Consider the following 18,455-nt stretch of genomic DNA (forward strand, 5'->3'; position numbering starts at 1 on the left):
CTCGCCAATGACGCTGAATTTTCCCCTTCACCGTGATTATATTTTGGACGCAGATATGTCGAATAAAACGCTGTATGAAAAGTTAATTGATTCGCACGTGGTGCGTGAACTGGATAACGACGGCCACGTTTTACTCTATATCGACCGCTCAATTCTCAATGAATATACCAGCCCGCAAGCCTTCAGCGGCCTGCGCGAAAGCGGCCGTGGGGTGCGCCATCCTGAGAACATTTTGCTCAACGTCGATCATGTAAACCCCACCCGACCAATGCGCGATGCCGACATGACCGATGCGGGCGGCCAACTGCAGGTCGATTACTTTCGCCAAAACGCCGCGGATTTCGGCATCGAACTGTTTGATGTGATTGACCCACGACAGGGCATTGAACACGTGGTGGCCCATGAACAGGGCATGGTGATGCCCGGCATGGTCATTGCCGCCGGCGACAGCCACACTACAACCTATGGCGCGTTTGGCGCGCTTGGGTTTGGCATCGGCACCTCAGAAATCGAACACCTGCTGGCCACGCAAACCCTGGTCTATCGCAGACTGAAAACCATGCGGGTGACGGTCACCGGCCTGCTGCCCTATGCCTGTACCGCCAAAGACATCATCCTCGACCTGCTGGGGAAAATCAGCGCCTCAGGGGCTACCGGCTATGCGATTGAATTTGATGGCGACGCGATCGACGACCTGAGCATGGAAGGGCGGATGACGCTGTGCAATATGGCGGTGGAAGCGGGCGCGCGCGGGGCGATTATCGCGCCGGACCAAAAAGTCTTCGACTATATTACGGGCAAACCGCAGATGCCGACCGGCGCGCTATGGCAACAGGCGCTGGCCGAATGGTCACAACTGCGCAGCGATCCGCTGGCGGTATTCGATAAAACCGTGCAGATCGACTGCAGCGAACTGGATCCGAAAGTGACCTGGGGCATCAGCCCGGATCAAACCAGCCCGATCGGTGGCGCGGTGCCGGATCCGGAACAGGAGACCGACCTGATTAAGCAACAGGCGATCCGCAAAGCGCTGCAGTATATGGGACTGACGGCCGGCACGCCGCTGCGGGAAATCCCCATTACCCATGCCTTTATTGGCTCCTGTACTAACGGCCGCATTGAGGATCTTCGCTCGGCGGCGGCGGTGCTTCAGGGCCGCAAAATCGCCAGCCACGTGCGCGGAATTATCGTTCCGGGATCGAGCCAGGTCCGCCGACAGGCGGAAGCGGAAGGGCTGGCGCAGCAATTTCTCGATGCCGGATTTGAATGGCGGCAGTCAGGCTGTTCAATGTGCCTGGCGATGAATGAGGATGTGCTGGCACCGGGCGATCGTTGCGCCTCCGGCACCAACCGCAATTTTCCTGGCCGCCAGGGCGTCGGGGCCAGAACACATCTGATGAGCCCGGCGATGGTGGCGGCGGCAGCAATCAGCGGCCACCTTGAAGATGTGCGCACAATGCTTAACGCAGGGGGAAATCATGGAAGCATTTGATCGGGTCAGCGGCATCCTCGCGCCGTTACTGGAAGCGAACATCGATACCGATGTCATTATGCCGAAACAGTTTCTGAAAGGGATCGATCGTCAGGGACTGGATAAAGGGGTGTTTTTCGATCGGCGCTTTACCGTCGATGGCGAACTAAATCCCGACTTTATTCTCAATCAGCCGGCCTGGCAGGGCGCGTCCTTTCTGCTGGTCGGGCCGAATTTCGGCTGCGGATCCAGCCGCGAACATGCGGTGTGGGGATTACGCCAGCTGGGGATCCGCGCGCTGATCGGCACCAGCTTTGCCGGGATCTTCAACGATAATTGCCAGAACAACGGCGTGCTGACCGTGTCGCTGGACGACAGCAGCTTCGGACGCCTGAGCCAGCTGGCGGTTAACCCGGACAGCAACCGCATCACCGTCTCGCTGGAAAGGTGCGAAATCACCGCCGGTACAGAAACCCTGCCGTTTTCGGTCAGCGCCCTGAAGCGGGAAATGCTCGCCGGTGGCGAAGATGCGATTGGCTGGACGCTGCAATACCTCTGCGCCATTGAGCAGTTTGAAGCGCAGCATTATGGCCAGAAACCCTGGCTGAAGCGTCCGGCTGCCAGCCAGAGCGCCGGGAGGAATGGATGATTGCCCGTGCCGAACGCGGCGATTCGCCGTTTGTGCCGGGCTTCAGGCTGCACGATGTCACCCTTGAGAGTGGCATCACGCTCAGAGTGGCAATTGGCGGCGACGGCCCGCCGCTGTTGATGCTGCACGGCCATCCGCAGAATCATATCAGCTGGCGCAAAGTGGCCCCGACGCTGGCGAAAACCCACACGGTGATCCTGCCGGATCTGCGCGGCTACGGCGACAGCGACAAGCCCGCCAGCGATCAACAGCATCGTCCCTATTCGAAACGGGTGATGGCGCAGGATCTGGTGCAGCTGATGGCGGGGCTGGGTCACCCGACCTTTGCCTTTGTCGGCCACGATCGCGGCGCGCGGGTGGGACATCGGCTGGCGCTGGATCATCCGCAACGCGTCACCTGCTGTACCTTTGTTGATATCGCGCCGACCGCCACCATGTACGCACTGACCAACCAGGCCTTTGCCACCCGCTATTTCTGGTGGTTTTTGCTGATCCAGCCGACGCCGGTGCCGGAAACGCTGATCCTGCACGATCCTGAATTTTTCCTGCGCAAACATATCGACGGACAGCTCAAAATTCCGGGAGCGATGTCGGAAGCGGTGTTCCAGGACTACCTGCGCTGTTATCAGAATCCGCAGATGGTTCATGCGGTGTGCGAAGACTATCGCGCGGCGGCGATCCTTGATTTGGAGGATGACGCGGCCGACAGCGAGAACCGCATCCGCTGCCCGTTGCAGCTGTTGTGGGGTGAAAAGGGCACCGTCGGCCAGCTGTACGACGTGCTGGCGACCTGGCGCGATAAGGCGCTCAACGTGCAGGGCGAAGCGTTGCCCTGTGGCCATTCGCCGCAGGAGGAGATCGCGGAACTCTTTTTGCAGAAACTTCAGCCCTTCCTGAAAACAGTGCTATAAAACCCTATTATTCCTTCTGTTTTTGGTGACGATGAAAACCCCTTCCGCCGGAAAAAATCTCCGCCAGCCTGTTGAGGGCTGGCCTGCCATTGACGATCTGTCGGTGTTTGTCACCGTGGCGCGTAACGGCGGTTTCGCCCGCGCGGCACAGGAGCTGGGGCTGTCGCCGTCCACCATCAGCAAGCGGATTGCCTTGCTGGAAAAGCAGCTGGATATCCGGCTGTTCTTCCGTAATAACCGCAGCATGCGCTTGACCGCCGAAGGGGAAATTGCGCTGGAAGGGGCGATGCAAATCGTCAGCGGCGTCGGCGATTTTGTCAGCGACCTTAACGGGCTGCGCGGCGCGGTGACCGGCAATATCACCCTCAGCTGCTCGTTTGGTTTTGGTCACGAATATATGGCGGATGCCCTGTCCGGCCTGATGAATCTGCATAACGGGCTGAACGTGAAGCTGATGCTCAGTGACAGGGAAGTGAATCTGGTGGATGAAGGGATCGACATCGAAATCCACGTCGGCGATGAAATTAAAGATCTCTATATCGCCCGGCAGCTGGCGGCTAACCGCCGGATCCTGTGCGCCTCACCGGACTATCTGCGTCAGGCTGGCGTACCGACATCGCTGGATGATTTGCGACAGCATGACTGCCTGATTATTCAGGAAAGAAGCGCGGCGTTCGGCAACTGGGCGCTGACCAACGGCGAGGACAGTATTGTCTGCCGGGTCAACAGTCAGCATTCGTCCAACAGCGGCAGCGTGGTGCTGGCCTGGGCGCTGCGCGGACAAGGGATTGTGCTGCGATCGGCGTGGGACGTGGCGAAGCATCTGGCCAGCGGCGAGCTGGTGCAGATCCTGCCAGCGTGGTATCAGCAGGCGAATATCTGGGCGGTCTATACCCAACGTTCCTCCCACTCACTGCGGATTAAAACCTGTATCGATTTTCTCAGCGACTACTTTGCTCAACGGTTGCCCGCGCCGCGATAAACGACGGTGGAAGAACAGGGGAGCCAGGCTCCCCTATCGGTTACTTGCTGTTTTTGGTCATAAATTCGGTGTAGTTCTCAGGGGTAATGGTCTGGTACGGGATCCAGATGGTGCTTTCAACTTTCTCACCGGCGAGCATTTTCTTCGCCGTCTGCACCGCGCCGATGCCCTGACCGGCCGCGTCCTGGAAGATGGTCAGCGACAGCTTGCCGGACTTCACAAAGCGCAGCGCATCGGGCGTGCCGTCGATGCCGGCGACCAGCACATCTTTTTTGCCGGCCTGTTGCAGCGCCATGATCGCGCCGATCGCCATTTCGTCATTGTTGGCGGCAATCGCATCAATCTTGTCGCCGTTCAGCAACCAGCCGGAGGTGACATCCACCGCCTCGTTACGCCTCCACTGCGCGGACTGCTTCTCAACCACCTTCATATCCTTATATTTGGCGATCACCTCTTCGGTGGCCTTGGTACGCTGACGGGCTTCTTCCGCCGACAGCGCGCCCATCAAAATCGCCACGTTGCCTTTGTAGTTCATCTTTTTCGCCAGCGCTTCCATCTCCATTTTGCCGCCGAGTTCAGAATCTGAACCGACATAGGCCATATTGGCGCTTAACGGAATTTCCGGCTTTCGGTTAACGAAAATCAACGGGATTTTGGCCCGGCTGGCGGCTTCCATCATCGGTTTCACCGCCTGGGTATCCACCGGGTTGAGGATAATGGCGTCGACGCCCTGGTTAATAAAGTTCTCCACCTGCTGCACCTGCACGGCAACGTCGCCTTTGGCATCCTCGAACTGGCCATGGATCTTCTCTTTCGCCAGCTCTTTCACCATTTGGGTACGCAGGATCGAAACGAAGTTAAGGTCGAAGTTGGCTAGCGCCACGCCAACGGTTTGCTCTTTTGCCTGGCTTAACGGGCTGAGGGCCAGCGTACAGACCAACAGTAACGATTGAGATAATTTCATAGCGATTCTTCCTGTAGGGTTTTTCCCCTTGTTGGGGATATTTTGTTATGGGTTACAACATAAACTGCTCTTTGAAACGCATCAGGGCGGTCTCGCTGTCGCCTGATGCCCAGCCTTCCATCGCCACCACGCCCTGGTAATTCATCGCCCGCAGGGCATTGGCAATGGCGCGGTAGTTGATCTCTCCGGTGCCCGGTTCCTGACGACCGGGAACGTCGGCGACCTGAATTTCGCCAATCGCGCTGCCGGCTCTTTTCACCAGCTCAATCAGGTTTCCTTCGCCGATCTGCGCGTGGTACAGGTCGAGGTTGATGCGCAGATGCGGGCTGTTGACCGCCTCGACCAGTGCCAGCACCTCACTGGCTTTGGCGAATGGCGTGCCGGGATGATCGACGGCGGTATTCAGGTTTTCCAGGGTGAACACCTTGCCTGCGCGTTCCGCCATCGTCGCCAGTTTTTCCAGCGTGCTGGCGGCCTTCAGCCACATCGCGCCGGTCACCACCTCCACCGGCTTCACCGGCAGGCCTTTCTCATCCAGCCCGGTGCCGTGCAGGTTGAGCGACGGGCAACCGAGCTGCTCAGCCACGCCCAGCGACACTTCCGCGCTGGCCAGCAGGCTGGCGATCTCACGGTCATCGGTAAAATTGCCGGACAGGTAGCCGGTCATCGAGGTAAAGCGCGCGCCGGTAGCCGCCAGCGCCGGAATATCTTTGTTCTGCCAGTTCCAGAGTTCCACGCCAAAGCCCAACTGGTGGATCCGTTTCACGCGCTCGATAAACGGCAGTTCCAGGAAAACCATTTCAGCACACACTGAAAGAGTGAAAAGGGTCATGTCCTTCCTCCGAAGTCATTTGTTCAATTGGCCAGCCGCAGGGATGCAGGCTAATCACTAATAAGCAAATGTTATGCCAGTGGCAAAACCCGCAGATTAGCGGCCTGTCAGTCGACGTTCGATCACAAAGTGAACACAAAATCGACATGTAAACTCAACATGTCGATAAAATGGACATTCCAGAAAGGGGGAGAACAAAATGCATATACCTGTTTTGGCAGGCGCGATAGTGGAAGAGTGCGAAGGTAAACTCAGTCTGCCGCAAGGGGCAGAAGCCAGCCGCTGGGATGCCCAGTTTGAGCTGGCCTGGCGGGCGTTTGTAGCCGGGCAGGAGCCCTCTTTTCTGCGTCCGCAGATCCGCGCATCCTGGCAGGCCAGCCGTGACGCCGGTATCGATCCCGGTGCCATCAACTACGTTTTCCCTGCCGAGGACGAACTGAAGGCGATTCTGGAAAACCATGCGGAGCTGATCGAAGTGGCGGACAGCATTATGCAAAGCCTGCTGGCCTATAACCCGGACGGGCACATCAATCTGACCGACGCCAACGGCGTGACCTTATGCTACTGCGGGCTGGATTTGACGCCGGTCGGCAGCATTCTGCGCGAGTCGGTGATGGGCACCAACTGCACCGGACGCTGCCTTAACGAACAGCGGCTGGTCTACGTGCTGAATGGCGAGAACTGGAAACAGGCGCTGCGTCAGCGGCACCGGCAGTGTGCCGCCGCGCCGGTGCGCAATGCGGAAGGGCGGATGATTGGCGTGCTGACCCTGACCGCCAGCCAGGACAATTTCCACTATCACACCCTCGGCACGGTGCAGGCCGCGGCCGAAGCCATTGGCCGCCAGCTGGTACTGCGCAGCCTGCTGGCCGAACAGCGCTCCATTCTGGAAACGCTGAACGAAGGGGTGATCGTCACCGATGCGCGCGGCATCATCAAAACCATCAACCGCTACGCCCGGCAAATTTTCCACGGCATGATGCTGACCGGAAAATCGGTCGACAGCGCGTTAAACCCGGAGGGCGTGACGCTCACCGGCATCACCTTCTGCAACGACCGCGAAGTGGTGTTTCAGCCGCAGGATCGGCCGCGCGTCTCCTGCCTGGTGTCGGTGATGCCGGCGCCGGACGGTGGGCGGATCGTCTCGCTGCGCGATAATCAGCGTATCCGGGCGATCACCCGCCAGGTGATGGGCATCGGTGCCAGCTACACCTTTGAGATGATCTGCGGACGTTCGACCGCGCTATCGGAAGTGCTCGATAAAGCGCGCACCAGCAGCCGCAGTGACAGTACGGTGCTGCTGACCGGCGAGAGCGGCACCGGCAAGGAGCTGTTCGCGCAGGCGATCCACAACGGCAGCGCGCGCCACGGCGGGCCGTTTATTGCGGTCAACTGCGGCGCTTTACCGCGCGATCTGGTGCAAAGTGAACTGTTTGGCTACGTCGACGGCGCGTTTACCGGCTCGCGGCGCGGCGGGGCGGCAGGCAAGTTTGAGCTGGCCGACGGCGGCACGCTGTTCCTCGATGAAATCGGCGATATGCCGCTGGAAGCGCAAACCAGCCTGCTGCGCGTGTTGCAGGAGGCGGAAGTGATGCGCATCGGCGCGCAGCGTCCGGTGAAGGTCAACGTCAGGATTATTGCCGCCACCAACTGCGATCTGCAACGGGCGATCGAAACGGGCGCCTTCCGGCGCGATCTGTTTTACCGTCTGAACGTAATTTCCCTGCGCATCCCGGCGCTGCGCGAGCGGACCGGCGACGTGCCGCAGCTGGTGGAGTGGTTTAGCGAGAAAATGTGTACCCGACTGAAGAAGGCCAGCATGCAGTTTACCCCGGCGGCGATGGCCGCGCTGGAGCAGTATCCGTGGCCGGGTAACGTGCGGGAACTGGAGAATATTGTCGAGCGGGCGATTAACCTCAGCGACAAGCTGCTGATTGATGCCGGGGATCTGCCGGAAGAGATCGCCACCGAAGAGCGGCCGAAATCCGGCGACTCGCAGCGGCTGGACAGCCACGAGCGGGCGCATATTGTTAACATGCTGGCGTCGCTTAACGGCAATCTGCGTAAAACGGCGCAGAAGATGGGGGTCTCCCGCGCCGGGTTATACAACAAGCTGAAGAAGCACGGTATCAGTGTGGATGAGTTTCGCGGCTGACGCCGACAGCGGATAACGCGGCGGCAATCTCCTGATGACACAGGATAATCGAATGGTGATTGGCCGCCAGCGGCACGATTTTCAGCGAGGAACAGAGCGCGCCTACGCCGTTATCCTTAATCGCCAGCAGCTCATTGCCTTCGGCCGTGCCGCTGTCGCTTAAATCGAAAAACTGCATCGCTTTCAGCAAGGTCACCTGGGTGTGACGCAATGGCGAACTGACCGCCTGATTATTGATGCTCAACTCGGTCTCTTCCGCCTGAATCGCGCGTTTTGCCGCATCGCCTTCCAGCCCAATCGCCTTCAGCAGCGACGCCAACATGCCGGGCGCGACCCGTTGTTGCACCTCGGTTTGATACAGCGAGTCCAGCAGGCAAACCTGCAGCTGGGTATAGCCCCGCTGTTCAAGCTGTGCGGCGATTTCCAGCGCGATCACCCCGCCGAGCGACCAGCCCAGCAGCCGCACCGGCCGGTCGGTCGGCATGCCCCATTGCAGCATATGCTGCAGATAGTAGCTGGCTAACGCCGCCAGCGTCGGAATGTGCGGACGGTTGTGCAGGTTGTAGTTGTTGATCCCCAGCACGTTGAATTTTCCGCTCAGGCTGTCCGCCAGATCCTGATAGATCTCGCAGCCGACCACCGCCGGATGGATCATCCCCAGATCGTCACCTTGCGTGGCGGCATTTGACGGCTGGATCAGATCAAAGGTTTGCTGCGGGCGATTCAGCTGCTTAAGCAGATTGGCCAGCGGTGCAGGCGTGTCGACCCACTGCGGGCTCTGTGCCGTCGCAGGCTGGCTGAGGGCTTCAGCCTGCTGACGCAGTTTGGGATGGGCAAACAGCGTCTTCATTTCCACCTCAATCCCCCGCTTTCTCAGCCGCATCATCAGCTGAATGGCATGCAGCGAGTGGCCGCCGAGGGCAAAAAAGTCGTCATCGCGACCGACAGGCGAGACGCCCAGCAGATCGCTCCAGCAGGCCGCTAACAGCCGTTCCTGCGCGGTGGCCGGCGGCGTAAAGGCAGGTTGCGCGTCGGCGGCAGGCATCGGCAGCGCTTTTCGGTCCAGCTTACCGTTCGGCGACAGCGGCAGGGCATCCCCCCTGACGAAGCTGGCCGGGATCATAAACTCCGGCAGCGATTGCCCGATCTGCTGGCGCAGGCTGTCCGCCAGCTGCGGATCGGGCCGTGCCACCACCCAGGCAATCAGCCTTTTATCGCCGTCGTCATCCTCGCAGGCCAGCACCACGCAATCCTCCACCTGCGGGCAGGCGACAATCTGCTGCTCGATTTCGCCCAGCTCGATGCGTAGGCCGTGGAGTTTGACCTGGAAGTCATTGCGGCCCAGATACTCGATGTTGCCATCCTCCCGCCAGCGCGCCAGATCGCCGGTTTTATACAGCCGCGCATCCGGCTGAGCGCTCAGCGGATCGGCGATAAAGCGCTGCTGGCTGAGTTCTTCGCGGTTCAGGTAGCCGCGCGCCACCTGCACGCCGCCAATGTGCAGCTCGCCGCTGATGCCCGGCGGCAGAAGCTGCAGGTTGGCATCGAGGATATACAGCTGGGTATTCGCCACCGGCCGGCCAATCGGCACGCTGCTGCCAATCTCGCCCGGTTTGCAGTGCCAGTAAGAGACGTCGACCGCCGCTTCGGTCGGGCCATACAGATTGTGCAGCTCCACGGCGGGAAGCTGCTGGTGGCAGCGCTCGACGGCGGTCAGCGGCAGGGCTTCACCGCTACAGAACAGCCGACGCAGGCTGCGGCAGTGCGCCATCTCGCCGTGGCGCAAAAACAGCTGCAGCATCGACGGGACAAAATGCAGCGTGGTGATCTGCTGCTGCTGAATAAAGTCGCTCAGGTAGCCGGGATCCTGATGGCCGCCCGGTTTGGCCATCGCCAGCCGCGCGCCGATCATCAGCGGCCAGAAGAACTCCCAGACCGAGACGTCAAAACTGAACGGCGTTTTTTGCAGCACGCGATCCTGCGCGGTCAGCGGGTAGGCGTCCTGCATCCACTGCAGCCGGTTCATTACCGCCAGATGCTCGTTCATCACCCCTTTGGGTTTGCCGGTCGAGCCGGAGGTGTAGATCACATAGGCCAGCGATCGTTGCGGATCGTCAGCCAGCGCCGGCAGATTGTCGGTCGATCCCGCCTGCCAGCGCGGTTGGTCATTCCGCAGATGCACCAGCGGCAGGCTGGCGATCGGTTGCAGCGCACGGGCGCCGACATCATCCACCAGCACCTGCTTCGCGCCGCAGTCGGTCAGCATATGTTGCAGGCGGTCCTGCGGATAATCCGGATCTAACGGCACGTAGGCGGCACCGGCTTTGAGGATCGCCAGTAGGGCGATCACCATGTCGGCGCTGCGGCTGACGCACAGCGCAATGCGATCGTCCGGTTGGATCCCGCCCGCGCGCAGCCAGTGCGCCAGCCGGTTCGCCTCGGCGTTCAGCGTGGCGTAAGTCATCTCCGCCACGCCACTCAGCGCCACCGCGTCTGGGGTTTTGCCGACCTGCTGCTCAAACCAGCGGTGGATCCCTTCCGGCAGTGGCCAGTCGGTGGCGGTGTCGTTCCACATGTTGAGGATCGCGTGCTGTTCCTCGGGCAGCAGCAGCGGCAGTAACGCCATCGGCTGTTCGGGCGGCGCGTCGAGGATCGCGTTCAGCAGGTGCAGCAGGCGATCGGCAATCTTGCCGGCCTCCTGCTCGCTGAACCAGGCCTGATTGACGTTGCACTCCAGCACCGGATCGTCGCCAGGATGATAATGGCGCAGGTACACCGCCACCGGCATCTGCTCAAAGCCGTGATGCAGGGCCTCCACTTTTAGCGGCGTGCCGTTCAGCTCAATATCGGTCGGGAAGGTTTCCAGCGAGAAGCTCATATCGTACAGCTGGCGGCGCCCCTGCTGGCTGAGGCGCAGATGGCGGTTCAGCTCGGCCACCGGGAATCGCTGATGGCGATAGCTGCGGCGCAGCTCGGCAGAGACCTGCCGGATCAGCGAAGAAAACGGCTGGGCGGTGTCAATCTGCAAGCGGACGGGCAGCATCGCCGAGAACATCCCCAGCGTCTGCTTATGCCGCGCCCCGCTGCGATTGTGCACCGGCACGCCGAGGGTAAAGTCTTCCGTCTGCCACTGCCGGGCAAACCAGCACGCCATCAGCGCGCTAAAGAAATGCATCGGCGACGCGCCATAGCGTCCGGCAAACGCCGTCAGCTGCTGATAGCGCGCCTGTGGCAGCGTGCGCAGGATTTGCGTGCTCGGCCAGGCTTCGCTGGCGGCAAATCCATTGCGCCTTTCCAGCAGCGACGCCGGGGCATCGGCAAAGCGCGACAGCCAGTACGCGCGATCCCGTGGGTAACGGCTGGAGGCGAGATAGTCGCGGTCCTGGCCAATAAAATCGGTATATCCCGCGCAGGCGTCCGTCACGGCCAGTGCCTGTCCCAGCAACAGCGATTTATAACGATCGATAATCATCCGGCCTAATAACGACACCGAGGTGCCGTCGGCAATAATATGGTGAGCATTAACTAACCATAAAGAGGTGGTGGCATTCACTTTCACTAAAGACGATCGCCAGAGTAATTCACCGTACAATTTGAAAGGCTGAATAAGACGGGCGTTTAATAATTCCCGTGCGGTGTGTACCGGCTGTAATTCCCTGCTGACATCGTGGCATTCGAGAATGAATTCTCTTTTATGGACGGTCGTCTGATTAATTCCCTCTTCACCTTCCGTCAATTTTATTTTTAACGCGTCATGCTGCTGTAATACCAGATTAATTGCCCGGTGCAGCAGGGAGGTATCCAGCGGACTGTCGATGCGCCACAGCCCGCCCACGTTGTAGCAGGGCGTATCGGGCGTCAGTGCCTGGTCCAGCCAGACGGCTTGCTGTGAGGACGTTAACGGATAAATAGACAAGCGCATACCTCCGGTTAAGGAAAGTCAAAATAGGGAAAGCATTCTCAGCAAGGATTGTATAGGAAGATTTCAAAAATATGATACGGAATTATATTTATTTTGTTATGAGAATAATTCACACCCTTTGCAGAATGGAATTATTTATTGAGAGATGGTCGTCTGAATAATGACTTAAGTGAAATAACTATTAACGGAGATAAACATCTTATTTCGAGATGGTGGTTTATAATCAGCTTTAATTAAGTCGGGTAAATAAGCGCGAATATAAATAAAAGACGGGGATAATGCCGACCCTTATCCCCGTTTACCGGCACTTCTTTTGCTGCGTTAAATTGCCACCAGACTGCGGACGCCATCGGTTTCCATACTGTCGCCCCGGCCGCGCTGGACGATCTCGCCGCGCGACATCACCAGATAGCTGTCCGCCAGCTCGGCGGCAAAGTCATAAAACTGCTCCACCAGCAGGATCGCCATATCCCCGCGTTGCGCCAGCTGGCGGATCACCGCGCCAATTTCTTTGATCACCGAGGGCTGAATGCCTTCGGTTGGCTCATCGAGGATCAGCAGTTGCGGCCGGCAGGCCAGCGCCCGGCCAATCGCCAGCTGCTGTTGCTGGCCGCCGGAGAGATCGCCGCCGCGCCGCTGCTTCATCTCTTTCAGCACCGGGAACAGCCGGTAGATCTCCTCCGGCACCTGTTTGGCTTCCGCGCCCGAAAAACGCGCCAGCCCCATCAGCAGGTTCTCTTCCACCGTCAGTCGGGGAAAGATCTCTCTGCCCTGCGGCACGTAGGCAATGCCGGCCTGCACGCGCTGATGCGGCTTGCGGCCATTAAGGGTTTTATCCTGCCAGCTGATGGTGCCGGATTTAGCCGGGATGATGCCCATCAGGCATTTCAGCAGCGTGGTTTTACCGACGCCGTTACGGCCGAGCAGGCAGGTGATTTCCCCGGTCTTCACCTCGAAAGAGAGGCCGCGCAGGATATGGCTGCCACCGTAATATTGATTCAGTTCAGACACTTTTAGCATGTCAGCGCCCCAGATAGACTTCGATAACCTGCTCGTTGGCCTGCACATCGCGCAGCGAGCCCTCGGCCAGAACCTGGCCCTGATGCAGTACCGTTACGTGGTCGGCGATGGTTTCGACAAAGCCCATATCGTGCTCGACCACCATCAGCGAATGCTGCCCCGCCAGGCTGCGAAACAGCTCGGCGGTGTACTCGGTTTCCGCATCGGTCATGCCCGCTGCCGGTTCATCCAGCAGCAGCAGATGCGGGTCCTGCACCAGCAGCATGCCGATCTCCAGAAACTGCTTCTGACCGTGCGAGAGTAAGCCGGCCAGCCGGTAGCGTTCGGCACCCAGCCGCAGCAGCTTCAGCACCTCGTCAATGCGGTCCTGCTGCTCGCCACTCAGGCGGCTGCGCAGGCAGGCCCACACCGATTTGTCGGTTTTCAGCGCGATTTCCAGATTTTCAAACACCGTCAGCGCTTCAAATACCGTCGGTTTCTGGAACTTGCGGCCAATGCCGATACGGGCAATGTCCACCGGTGACAGGGTGGTGAGATCGGTGCTCTGGTCATACATTACCCGGCCATTGTCCGGCCGGGTTTTGCCGGTGATCACATCCATCAGCGTGGTTTTGCCGGCGCCATTCGGCCCGATAATACAGCGCAACTCGCCGACGCCAATCTGCAACGAAAGGTTGGTCAGCGCCTTAAAGCCGTCAAACGAGACGTTAATATTTTCCAGCAGCAGCACCGGATCGGTCTGGTCGCGGTGGCGGTCGGCCGGATGGGGTTGGGTAAACAGTTGATCAGTCATGCTTCCTCCGGCGGATCAGCCCGATGACGCCACGCGGCAGGAACAGGGTGACCAGGATAAACATCAGGCCAAGGAAAAACAGCCAGTATTCCGGGAAGGCCACGGTAAACCAGCTCTTCGCGCCGTTGACGATCCCGGCACCCAGCAGCGGGCCAATCAGCGTGCCACGGCCGCCGAGCGCGACCCAGATCGCCGCCTCAATCGAGTTGGTGGGCGACATTTCGCTGGGGTTGATAATGCCGACCTGCGGCACATACAGCGCGCCGGCCAGCCCGCACAACACCGCAGAGAGCGTCCAGACAAACAGCTTGAAGCCTTTCGGATCGTAGCCGCAGAACATCAGGCGGTTTTCCGCATCGCGTACCGCGGTCAGCACCCGGCCAAACTTGCTGCGCGCGAGGGCGAAACCGATGCCGAGGCTGGCCACCAGCAGCAGCACGGTGGCAACAAACAGCCCGATGCGGGTGCTGGTGGCGGTCACCTGGAAGCCGAGCAGGGTGGTGAAGCCGGTAAAGCCGTTGTTGCCGCCAAAGCCGGTTTCATTTCGGAAGAACAGCAGCATGCCGGCATAGGTCAGCGCCTGAGTCATGATCGAGAAGTAGACGCCTTTAATCTTCGAGCGAAAGGCGAAGAAGCCGAAGATCAGCGCGAGGATGCCGGGTACCAGCACGATCAGGCACAGCGCCCAGGCAAAGTGCTGGGTGCCGGTCCAGAACCACGGCAGCTCGTTCCAGGAAAGGAACGACATAAAGGCCGGCAGCCCGTCGCCGGAGGCCTGGCGCATCAGGTACATGCCCATCGCATAACCGCCGAGGGCAAAGAACAGCCCGTGGCCCAGCGACAGCAGCCCGGCGTAGCCCCAGACCAGGTCCAGCGCCACGGCGACGATGGCGTAGCAGAGGATCTTGCCAATCAGCGTCAGGGTATAGGTGGAAAGGGCCAGCGGATTATCCGCCGGCAGCAGCGCGAGGAAAGGCAGCACCAGCAGCACCAGTAGGGCCAGCAGGCCAATACCGATTGTCAGGCGCGGCGCTTTCTGCGTCAGGATCAGCGTCATCGGTTGCGTCATCAGTCAATCACCCTTCCTTTAAAGGCAAACAGCCCCTGCGGTCGTTTCTGAATAAACAGGACGATCAGCACCAGGATCAGAATCTTGCCGAGCACCGCGCCAATCTGCGGCTCCAGCACCTTGTTGAGGATCCCCAGCCCAAAGGCGGCGACCACCGTGCCGGCCAACTGGCCCACGCCGCCGGTGACAACCACCAGGAACGAGTCAATGATGTAGCCCTGGCCCAGTTCCGGGCCGACGTTGCCGAGCTGCGACAGCGCCACGCCGCCCAGACCGGCAATGCCGGAACCGAGGCCGAACGCCAGCATATCCACGCGTCCGGTGGGCACGCCGCAGCAGTCCGCCATCGCCCGGTTTTGCGTTACCGCACGCACGTTCATCCCCAGACGGGTTTTGTTCAGCAGCAGCCAGGTGAGGAACAGCACGGCAAAGACAAAGACAATTACCGCCATGCGGTTGTACGGCAGCACCAGGTTCGGCAGCACCTGCAATCCACCGGACAGCCACGGCGGGTTCGCCACTTCCAGGTTTTGCGCACCAAACAGCATGCGCACCAGCTGGATCAGCATCAGGCTGATGCCCCAGGTGGCCAGCAGGGTTTCCAGGGGACGCCCGTACAGATGGCGAATAATGGTGCGTTCCAGCGCCATGCCAATCGCGGCGGTGACAAAGAAGGCCACCGGCAACGCCAGCAGCGGATAGAACGCCAGCCACTCCGGCGCAAAGCGTTGGAACAGCGTCTGCACCATCCAGGTGGCGTAGGCGCCAAGCATCAGCATCTCGCCGTGGGCCATATTGATCACCCCCAGCAGGCCGTAGGTGATCGCCAGCCCCAGCGCGGCCAGCAGCAGCACCGAGCCCAGCGACAGACCGGTAAAGGCCTGGCCCAGCAGATCGCCGAGCACCAGCCGGTGTTTAATCTGCTTCAGGCCATCACTGGCGGCGGCGCGCACCGTGGCATCCGGCTCGTTCTGCGGCTGCGATAAGCGCTCAAGCACCGCCTGGGTTTGCGGGTCGCTGGTTTCACCTAGCAGCTTCACCGCCTGCAGACGCACCTGCGGGTTGCTGTCGGCAATCTGCAAACCGGCCACCGCCTGCGCCAGTACCGCATGGACGCCGTCGTCTTTCTCCGCCGCCAGACGTTGGGTCAGCAGCGGCAGCTGATCGGCCTGCGCGTCGTTTTGCAGCGCGCGCGCCGCGCTCAGGCGCGTTGCCACGCTGTCGCTGACCAGCTGATGCGCCGCCAGCGTGGTGGCAATCATTACCCGCAGGCGGTTGTTCATAAACAGCTTTTTGGTACTGCCCGTCGGTTGCGCCACGCTGTCCAGCGCGCTCAGTTTGCCGTCAACCTCGCTGAACGGCTGTTTGTGCTCATCCAGCACCACGTTTTCGTTACGCAGGGCCTGAAGAAAGGGCAGACGGGACGGATCGGGTGTCGCCGCCCACCTCTGTAAAAGTGTGATTTGGTCGCTGCGGCTGGCGGCCGCAAAATCCGCCGCCGGACCGGCAAAGGCCGACAGCGGGGCCAGCAGGCACAGGGCCAGCAAAAATGTGCGTAAAGGGCGAATCGTCATCGCAATGCCCGTCCATGTCAGGGTTGCAGAAAACAGGCCGACGCATCGGCCCTTTCGGTAAGGATCTTACGGGCGAACTGGCGTCCGCCCGTGGGTGTTATTTGGTGGTTTTCACCGGATAGTCAGGCTTTTTATCGTTACCGGCGATATACGGGCTCCATGGCTGAGCACGTACCGGCTTATCGGTCTGCCAGACCACGTTGAACTGACCGTTATCTTCGATTTCACCAATCATCACCGGCTTGTGCAGGTGGTGGTTGGTCTGGTCCATGGTCAGCGTAAAGCCGTCTGGTGCTTTAAAGGTCTGTCCGGCCATTGCCGCACGCACTTTATCCACATCGGTGGTGCCGGCTTTCTCAACCGCCTGCGCCCACATATGGATGCCGACGTAGGTCGCTTCCATCGGGTCGTTGGTCACTGCGGTGGCGGCGTTCGGCAGGTTGTGCGCTTTGGCGTAAGCACGGTAATCGGCCACAAACTGCTTGTTCACCGGATTATCAATCGATTCGAAGTAGTTCCACGCCGCCAGGTTACCGACCAGAGGTTTGGTATCAATGCCGCGCAGCTCTTCTTCACCGACGGAGAAGGCCACCACCGGGACGTCAGTGGCTTTGATGCCCTGATTCGCCAGCTCTTTGTAGAACGGCACGTTGGAGTCACCGTTGATGGTGGAGATCACCGCGGTCTTACCGCCCGCCGAGAATTTCTTGATATTCGACACGATGGTCTGGTAATCGCTGTAACCAAACGGCGTGTACACCTCTTCGATATCGCTGTCCTTCACCCCTTTTGAATGCAGGAAGGCGCGCAGGATTTTGTTGGTGGTACGCGGATAGACGTAGTCCGTGCCCAACAGGAAGAAGCGTTTGGCGCTGCCGCCATCTTCGCTCATCAGGTATTCCACCGCCGGGATCGCCTGCTGGTTAGGCGCTGCGCCGGTGTAGAACACGTTTGGCGACATCTCTTCGCCTTCATACTGCACCGGATAGAACAGCAGGCCGTTCAGCTCTTCAAACACCGGCAATACCGATTTACGCGATACCGATGTCCAGCAGCCAAACACCACCGCCGCTTTATCCTGCGTCAGCAACTGACGGGCTTTCTCGGCAAACAGCGGCCAGTTCGAGGCCGGGTCAACCACCACCGGTTCGAGCTTTTTGCCCAGAACGCCGCCTTTGGCGTTAATCTCGTCGATGGTCATCAGCGCCACGTCCTTCAGCGGCGTCTCGGAGATCGCCATGGTGCCGGAGAGCGACGAGAGGATCCCGACCTTTATGGTGTCCGCAGCCTGCGCACCCCATGACAAGCCCATACTGACAACCGTGGCGGATAGCGCAAAAGCCTTGAGCAGTGAACGTCTTTTCATCTGGCGAACCCTCAAAAGTATTGTTGTTTATGGTTGTGAATCCGGTTGTAGCCTTGCCTGTTGCAGCATATGCAGCGTGATCTTTCTGACCTCCGCCTTACTGACAGCGATATGGTCGGTCAGAATGCGTTGGGCCTCCTCAGCGTGTTGATGTAAAACCGCCTGCAAAATCCGGGCGTGCTCGTGATAGGTCGCCTCAATGCGGTCTTCCCGGGTAAAGTCGAGACGACGAATGATGCGAATTTTTTCGGTCAGTTCAGCGGGGATGCGCGCCATTTCGCTGTTGCCGGCGGCGGCGACCATCGCCATATGAAACGCTTCGTCATGCAGGGAAACCGCCTTGCCGTCTTCCAGCCGTGGCGCCTCCACCCAAAACAGGCTTAACGCGCTCAGCAGTTCGCTGGCGCGCGCAGGCGGCATGCTGCACAGGCGGCGCACCGCCTCGCACTCCAGCACAATCCTCAGGTCGTAAAGCTCTTCGAAGTATTCAAAGTCGAACTGGCGAACCTGCCAGCCACTGCGGAAATAGACTTCGACATAGCCTTCACGCTCCAGCCAGAACAGCGCCTGCCGCACCGGCGTGCGGCTGACCTCCATCCGTTCTGCCATTTCGCTTTCGCTGAAGCGGTCACCCGGCATCAGGCGGAAATCGAAAATGTCGTTCTTGATGGTCTGGTAGACCTTTTCCGCCAGCGCTTCCGGTCGGGCCTTACCGCGTTTGGACTGAAGTTCCTGCATCCTGACTCC

At 59.8% G+C, this 18,455-nt stretch carries 14 protein-coding genes; 5 read left to right on the forward strand and 9 right to left on the reverse strand.

Annotation, left to right across the window (positions count from 1 at the left end; all coding sequences use genetic code 11):
• Nucleotides 1-55: 55 nt before the first annotated feature.
• Genes leuC through E2F51_RS10580 form a run of 4 tightly spaced genes read left to right on the forward strand, consistent with a single transcriptional unit; the run spans nt 56 to nt 4,013 of the window.
• Complete coding sequence (gene leuC / locus E2F51_RS10565) at nt 56-1,492, forward strand: 3-isopropylmalate dehydratase large subunit (protein ID WP_134823425.1); 1,437 nt, start codon at nt 56-58, stop codon at nt 1,490-1,492.
• Nucleotides 1,479-2,120 (forward strand): 3-isopropylmalate dehydratase small subunit, encoded by a 642-nt coding sequence (gene leuD / locus E2F51_RS10570; RefSeq protein ID WP_134823426.1) that lies wholly within the window; start codon nt 1,479-1,481, stop codon nt 2,118-2,120. The genes leuC and leuD overlap by 14 nt, the downstream gene beginning before the upstream one ends.
• The gene (locus tag E2F51_RS10575) at nt 2,117-3,031 is read left to right on the forward strand and encodes an alpha/beta fold hydrolase (RefSeq protein WP_134823427.1); all 915 of its coding nucleotides are present in this window, start codon (nt 2,117-2,119) and stop codon (nt 3,029-3,031) included. The genes leuD and E2F51_RS10575 overlap by 4 nt, the downstream gene beginning before the upstream one ends.
• 31 nt (nt 3,032-3,062) lie before the next feature.
• Nucleotides 3,063-4,013 carry a LysR family transcriptional regulator gene (locus tag E2F51_RS10580; RefSeq protein ID WP_134823428.1) on the forward strand — a complete coding sequence of 317 codons (951 nt, stop codon included), beginning with the start codon at nt 3,063-3,065 and terminating at the stop codon, nt 4,011-4,013.
• 40 nt (nt 4,014-4,053) lie between these two features.
• Here the strand turns inward: E2F51_RS10580 and E2F51_RS10585 are convergent, their stop codons facing one another.
• Complete coding sequence (locus tag E2F51_RS10585; protein WP_134823429.1) at nt 4,054-4,977, reverse strand: sugar ABC transporter substrate-binding protein; 924 nt, start codon at nt 4,975-4,977, stop codon at nt 4,054-4,056.
• Nucleotides 4,978-5,029: 52 nt separating this feature from the next.
• Nucleotides 5,030-5,809, reverse strand: a complete 780-nt coding sequence (locus tag E2F51_RS10590) for a TIM barrel protein (RefSeq protein WP_134823430.1) — start codon at nt 5,807-5,809, stop codon at nt 5,030-5,032.
• A 199-nt stretch (nt 5,810-6,008) separates the two neighbouring features.
• Here E2F51_RS10590 and E2F51_RS10595 point away from each other — a divergent pair, with 199 nt between their 5' ends.
• Nucleotides 6,009-7,964 carry a sigma-54-dependent Fis family transcriptional regulator gene (locus tag E2F51_RS10595; RefSeq protein WP_134823431.1) on the forward strand — a complete coding sequence of 652 codons (1,956 nt, stop codon included), beginning with the start codon at nt 6,009-6,011 and terminating at the stop codon, nt 7,962-7,964.
• On the opposite strand, the gene E2F51_RS10600 is transcribed toward E2F51_RS10595, so the two are convergent.
• From E2F51_RS10600 to E2F51_RS10630, 7 genes are all read right to left on the reverse strand, one after another.
• Nucleotides 7,939-11,886, reverse strand: a complete 3,948-nt coding sequence (locus E2F51_RS10600; protein ID WP_134823432.1) for a non-ribosomal peptide synthetase — start codon at nt 11,884-11,886, stop codon at nt 7,939-7,941. The two genes, E2F51_RS10595 and E2F51_RS10600, sit on opposite strands and share 26 nt — an antisense overlap.
• 321 nt (nt 11,887-12,207) lie before the next feature.
• Nucleotides 12,208-12,906 (reverse strand): urea ABC transporter ATP-binding subunit UrtE, encoded by a 699-nt coding sequence (gene urtE / locus E2F51_RS10605; RefSeq protein WP_053140410.1) that lies wholly within the window; start codon nt 12,904-12,906, stop codon nt 12,208-12,210.
• Nucleotide 12,907: 1 nt separating this feature from the next.
• A complete protein-coding gene (urtD, locus tag E2F51_RS10610) occupies nt 12,908-13,699 on the reverse strand; it encodes an urea ABC transporter ATP-binding protein UrtD (RefSeq protein ID WP_013200670.1) in 792 nt (263 codons plus the stop codon).
• The gene (gene urtC / locus E2F51_RS10615) at nt 13,692-14,768 is read right to left on the reverse strand and encodes an urea ABC transporter permease subunit UrtC (RefSeq protein ID WP_134823433.1); all 1,077 of its coding nucleotides are present in this window, start codon (nt 14,766-14,768) and stop codon (nt 13,692-13,694) included. Before urtC ends, urtD begins: the two co-directional genes overlap by 8 nt.
• Nucleotides 14,768-16,342 (reverse strand): urea ABC transporter permease subunit UrtB, encoded by a 1,575-nt coding sequence (urtB, locus tag E2F51_RS10620; RefSeq protein WP_134823434.1) that lies wholly within the window; start codon nt 16,340-16,342, stop codon nt 14,768-14,770. Before urtB ends, urtC begins: the two co-directional genes overlap by 1 nt.
• A gap of 97 nt (nt 16,343-16,439) precedes the next feature.
• Nucleotides 16,440-17,708: an urea ABC transporter substrate-binding protein gene (gene urtA, locus E2F51_RS10625; protein ID WP_013200673.1), complete on the reverse strand. Its 1,269-nt coding sequence runs from the start codon at nt 17,706-17,708 to the stop codon at nt 16,440-16,442.
• A 27-nt stretch (nt 17,709-17,735) separates the two neighbouring features.
• A complete protein-coding gene (locus tag E2F51_RS10630) occupies nt 17,736-18,446 on the reverse strand; it encodes a GntR family transcriptional regulator (RefSeq protein WP_134823435.1) in 711 nt (236 codons plus the stop codon).
• Nucleotides 18,447-18,455 lie beyond the last annotated feature (9 nt).

Origin of the sequence: Erwinia sp. QL-Z3 (assembly GCF_004551645.1) — a bacterium.
Lineage (GTDB): Bacteria > Pseudomonadota > Gammaproteobacteria > Enterobacterales > Enterobacteriaceae > Erwinia > Erwinia billingiae.

What these genes read in the sequence shown, in the direction of transcription:
- leuC (WP_134823425.1), top strand. Translation starts at nt 56, where the DNA reads ATGTCGAATAAAACGCTGTATGAAAAGTTAATTGATTCGCACGTGGTG.
- leuD (WP_134823426.1), top strand. Translation starts at nt 1,479, where the DNA reads ATGGAAGCATTTGATCGGGTCAGCGGCATCCTCGCGCCGTTACTGGAA.
- E2F51_RS10575 (WP_134823427.1), top strand. Translation starts at nt 2,117, where the DNA reads ATGATTGCCCGTGCCGAACGCGGCGATTCGCCGTTTGTGCCGGGCTTC.
- E2F51_RS10580 (WP_134823428.1), top strand. Translation starts at nt 3,063, where the DNA reads ATGAAAACCCCTTCCGCCGGAAAAAATCTCCGCCAGCCTGTTGAGGGC.
- E2F51_RS10585 (WP_134823429.1), bottom strand. Translation starts at nt 4,977, where the DNA reads ATGAAATTATCTCAATCGTTACTGTTGGTCTGTACGCTGGCCCTCAGC.
- E2F51_RS10590 (WP_134823430.1), bottom strand. Translation starts at nt 5,809, where the DNA reads ATGACCCTTTTCACTCTTTCAGTGTGTGCTGAAATGGTTTTCCTGGAA.
- E2F51_RS10595 (WP_134823431.1), top strand. Translation starts at nt 6,009, where the DNA reads ATGCATATACCTGTTTTGGCAGGCGCGATAGTGGAAGAGTGCGAAGGT.
- E2F51_RS10600 (WP_134823432.1), bottom strand. Translation starts at nt 11,886, where the DNA reads ATGCGCTTGTCTATTTATCCGTTAACGTCCTCACAGCAAGCCGTCTGG.
- urtE (WP_053140410.1), bottom strand. Translation starts at nt 12,906, where the DNA reads ATGCTAAAAGTGTCTGAACTGAATCAATATTACGGTGGCAGCCATATC.
- urtD (WP_013200670.1), bottom strand. Translation starts at nt 13,699, where the DNA reads ATGACTGATCAACTGTTTACCCAACCCCATCCGGCCGACCGCCACCGC.
- urtC (WP_134823433.1), bottom strand. Translation starts at nt 14,768, where the DNA reads ATGACGCAACCGATGACGCTGATCCTGACGCAGAAAGCGCCGCGCCTG.
- urtB (WP_134823434.1), bottom strand. Translation starts at nt 16,342, where the DNA reads ATGACGATTCGCCCTTTACGCACATTTTTGCTGGCCCTGTGCCTGCTG.
- urtA (WP_013200673.1), bottom strand. Translation starts at nt 17,708, where the DNA reads ATGAAAAGACGTTCACTGCTCAAGGCTTTTGCGCTATCCGCCACGGTT.
- E2F51_RS10630 (WP_134823435.1), bottom strand. Translation starts at nt 18,446, where the DNA reads ATGCAGGAACTTCAGTCCAAACGCGGTAAGGCCCGACCGGAAGCGCTG.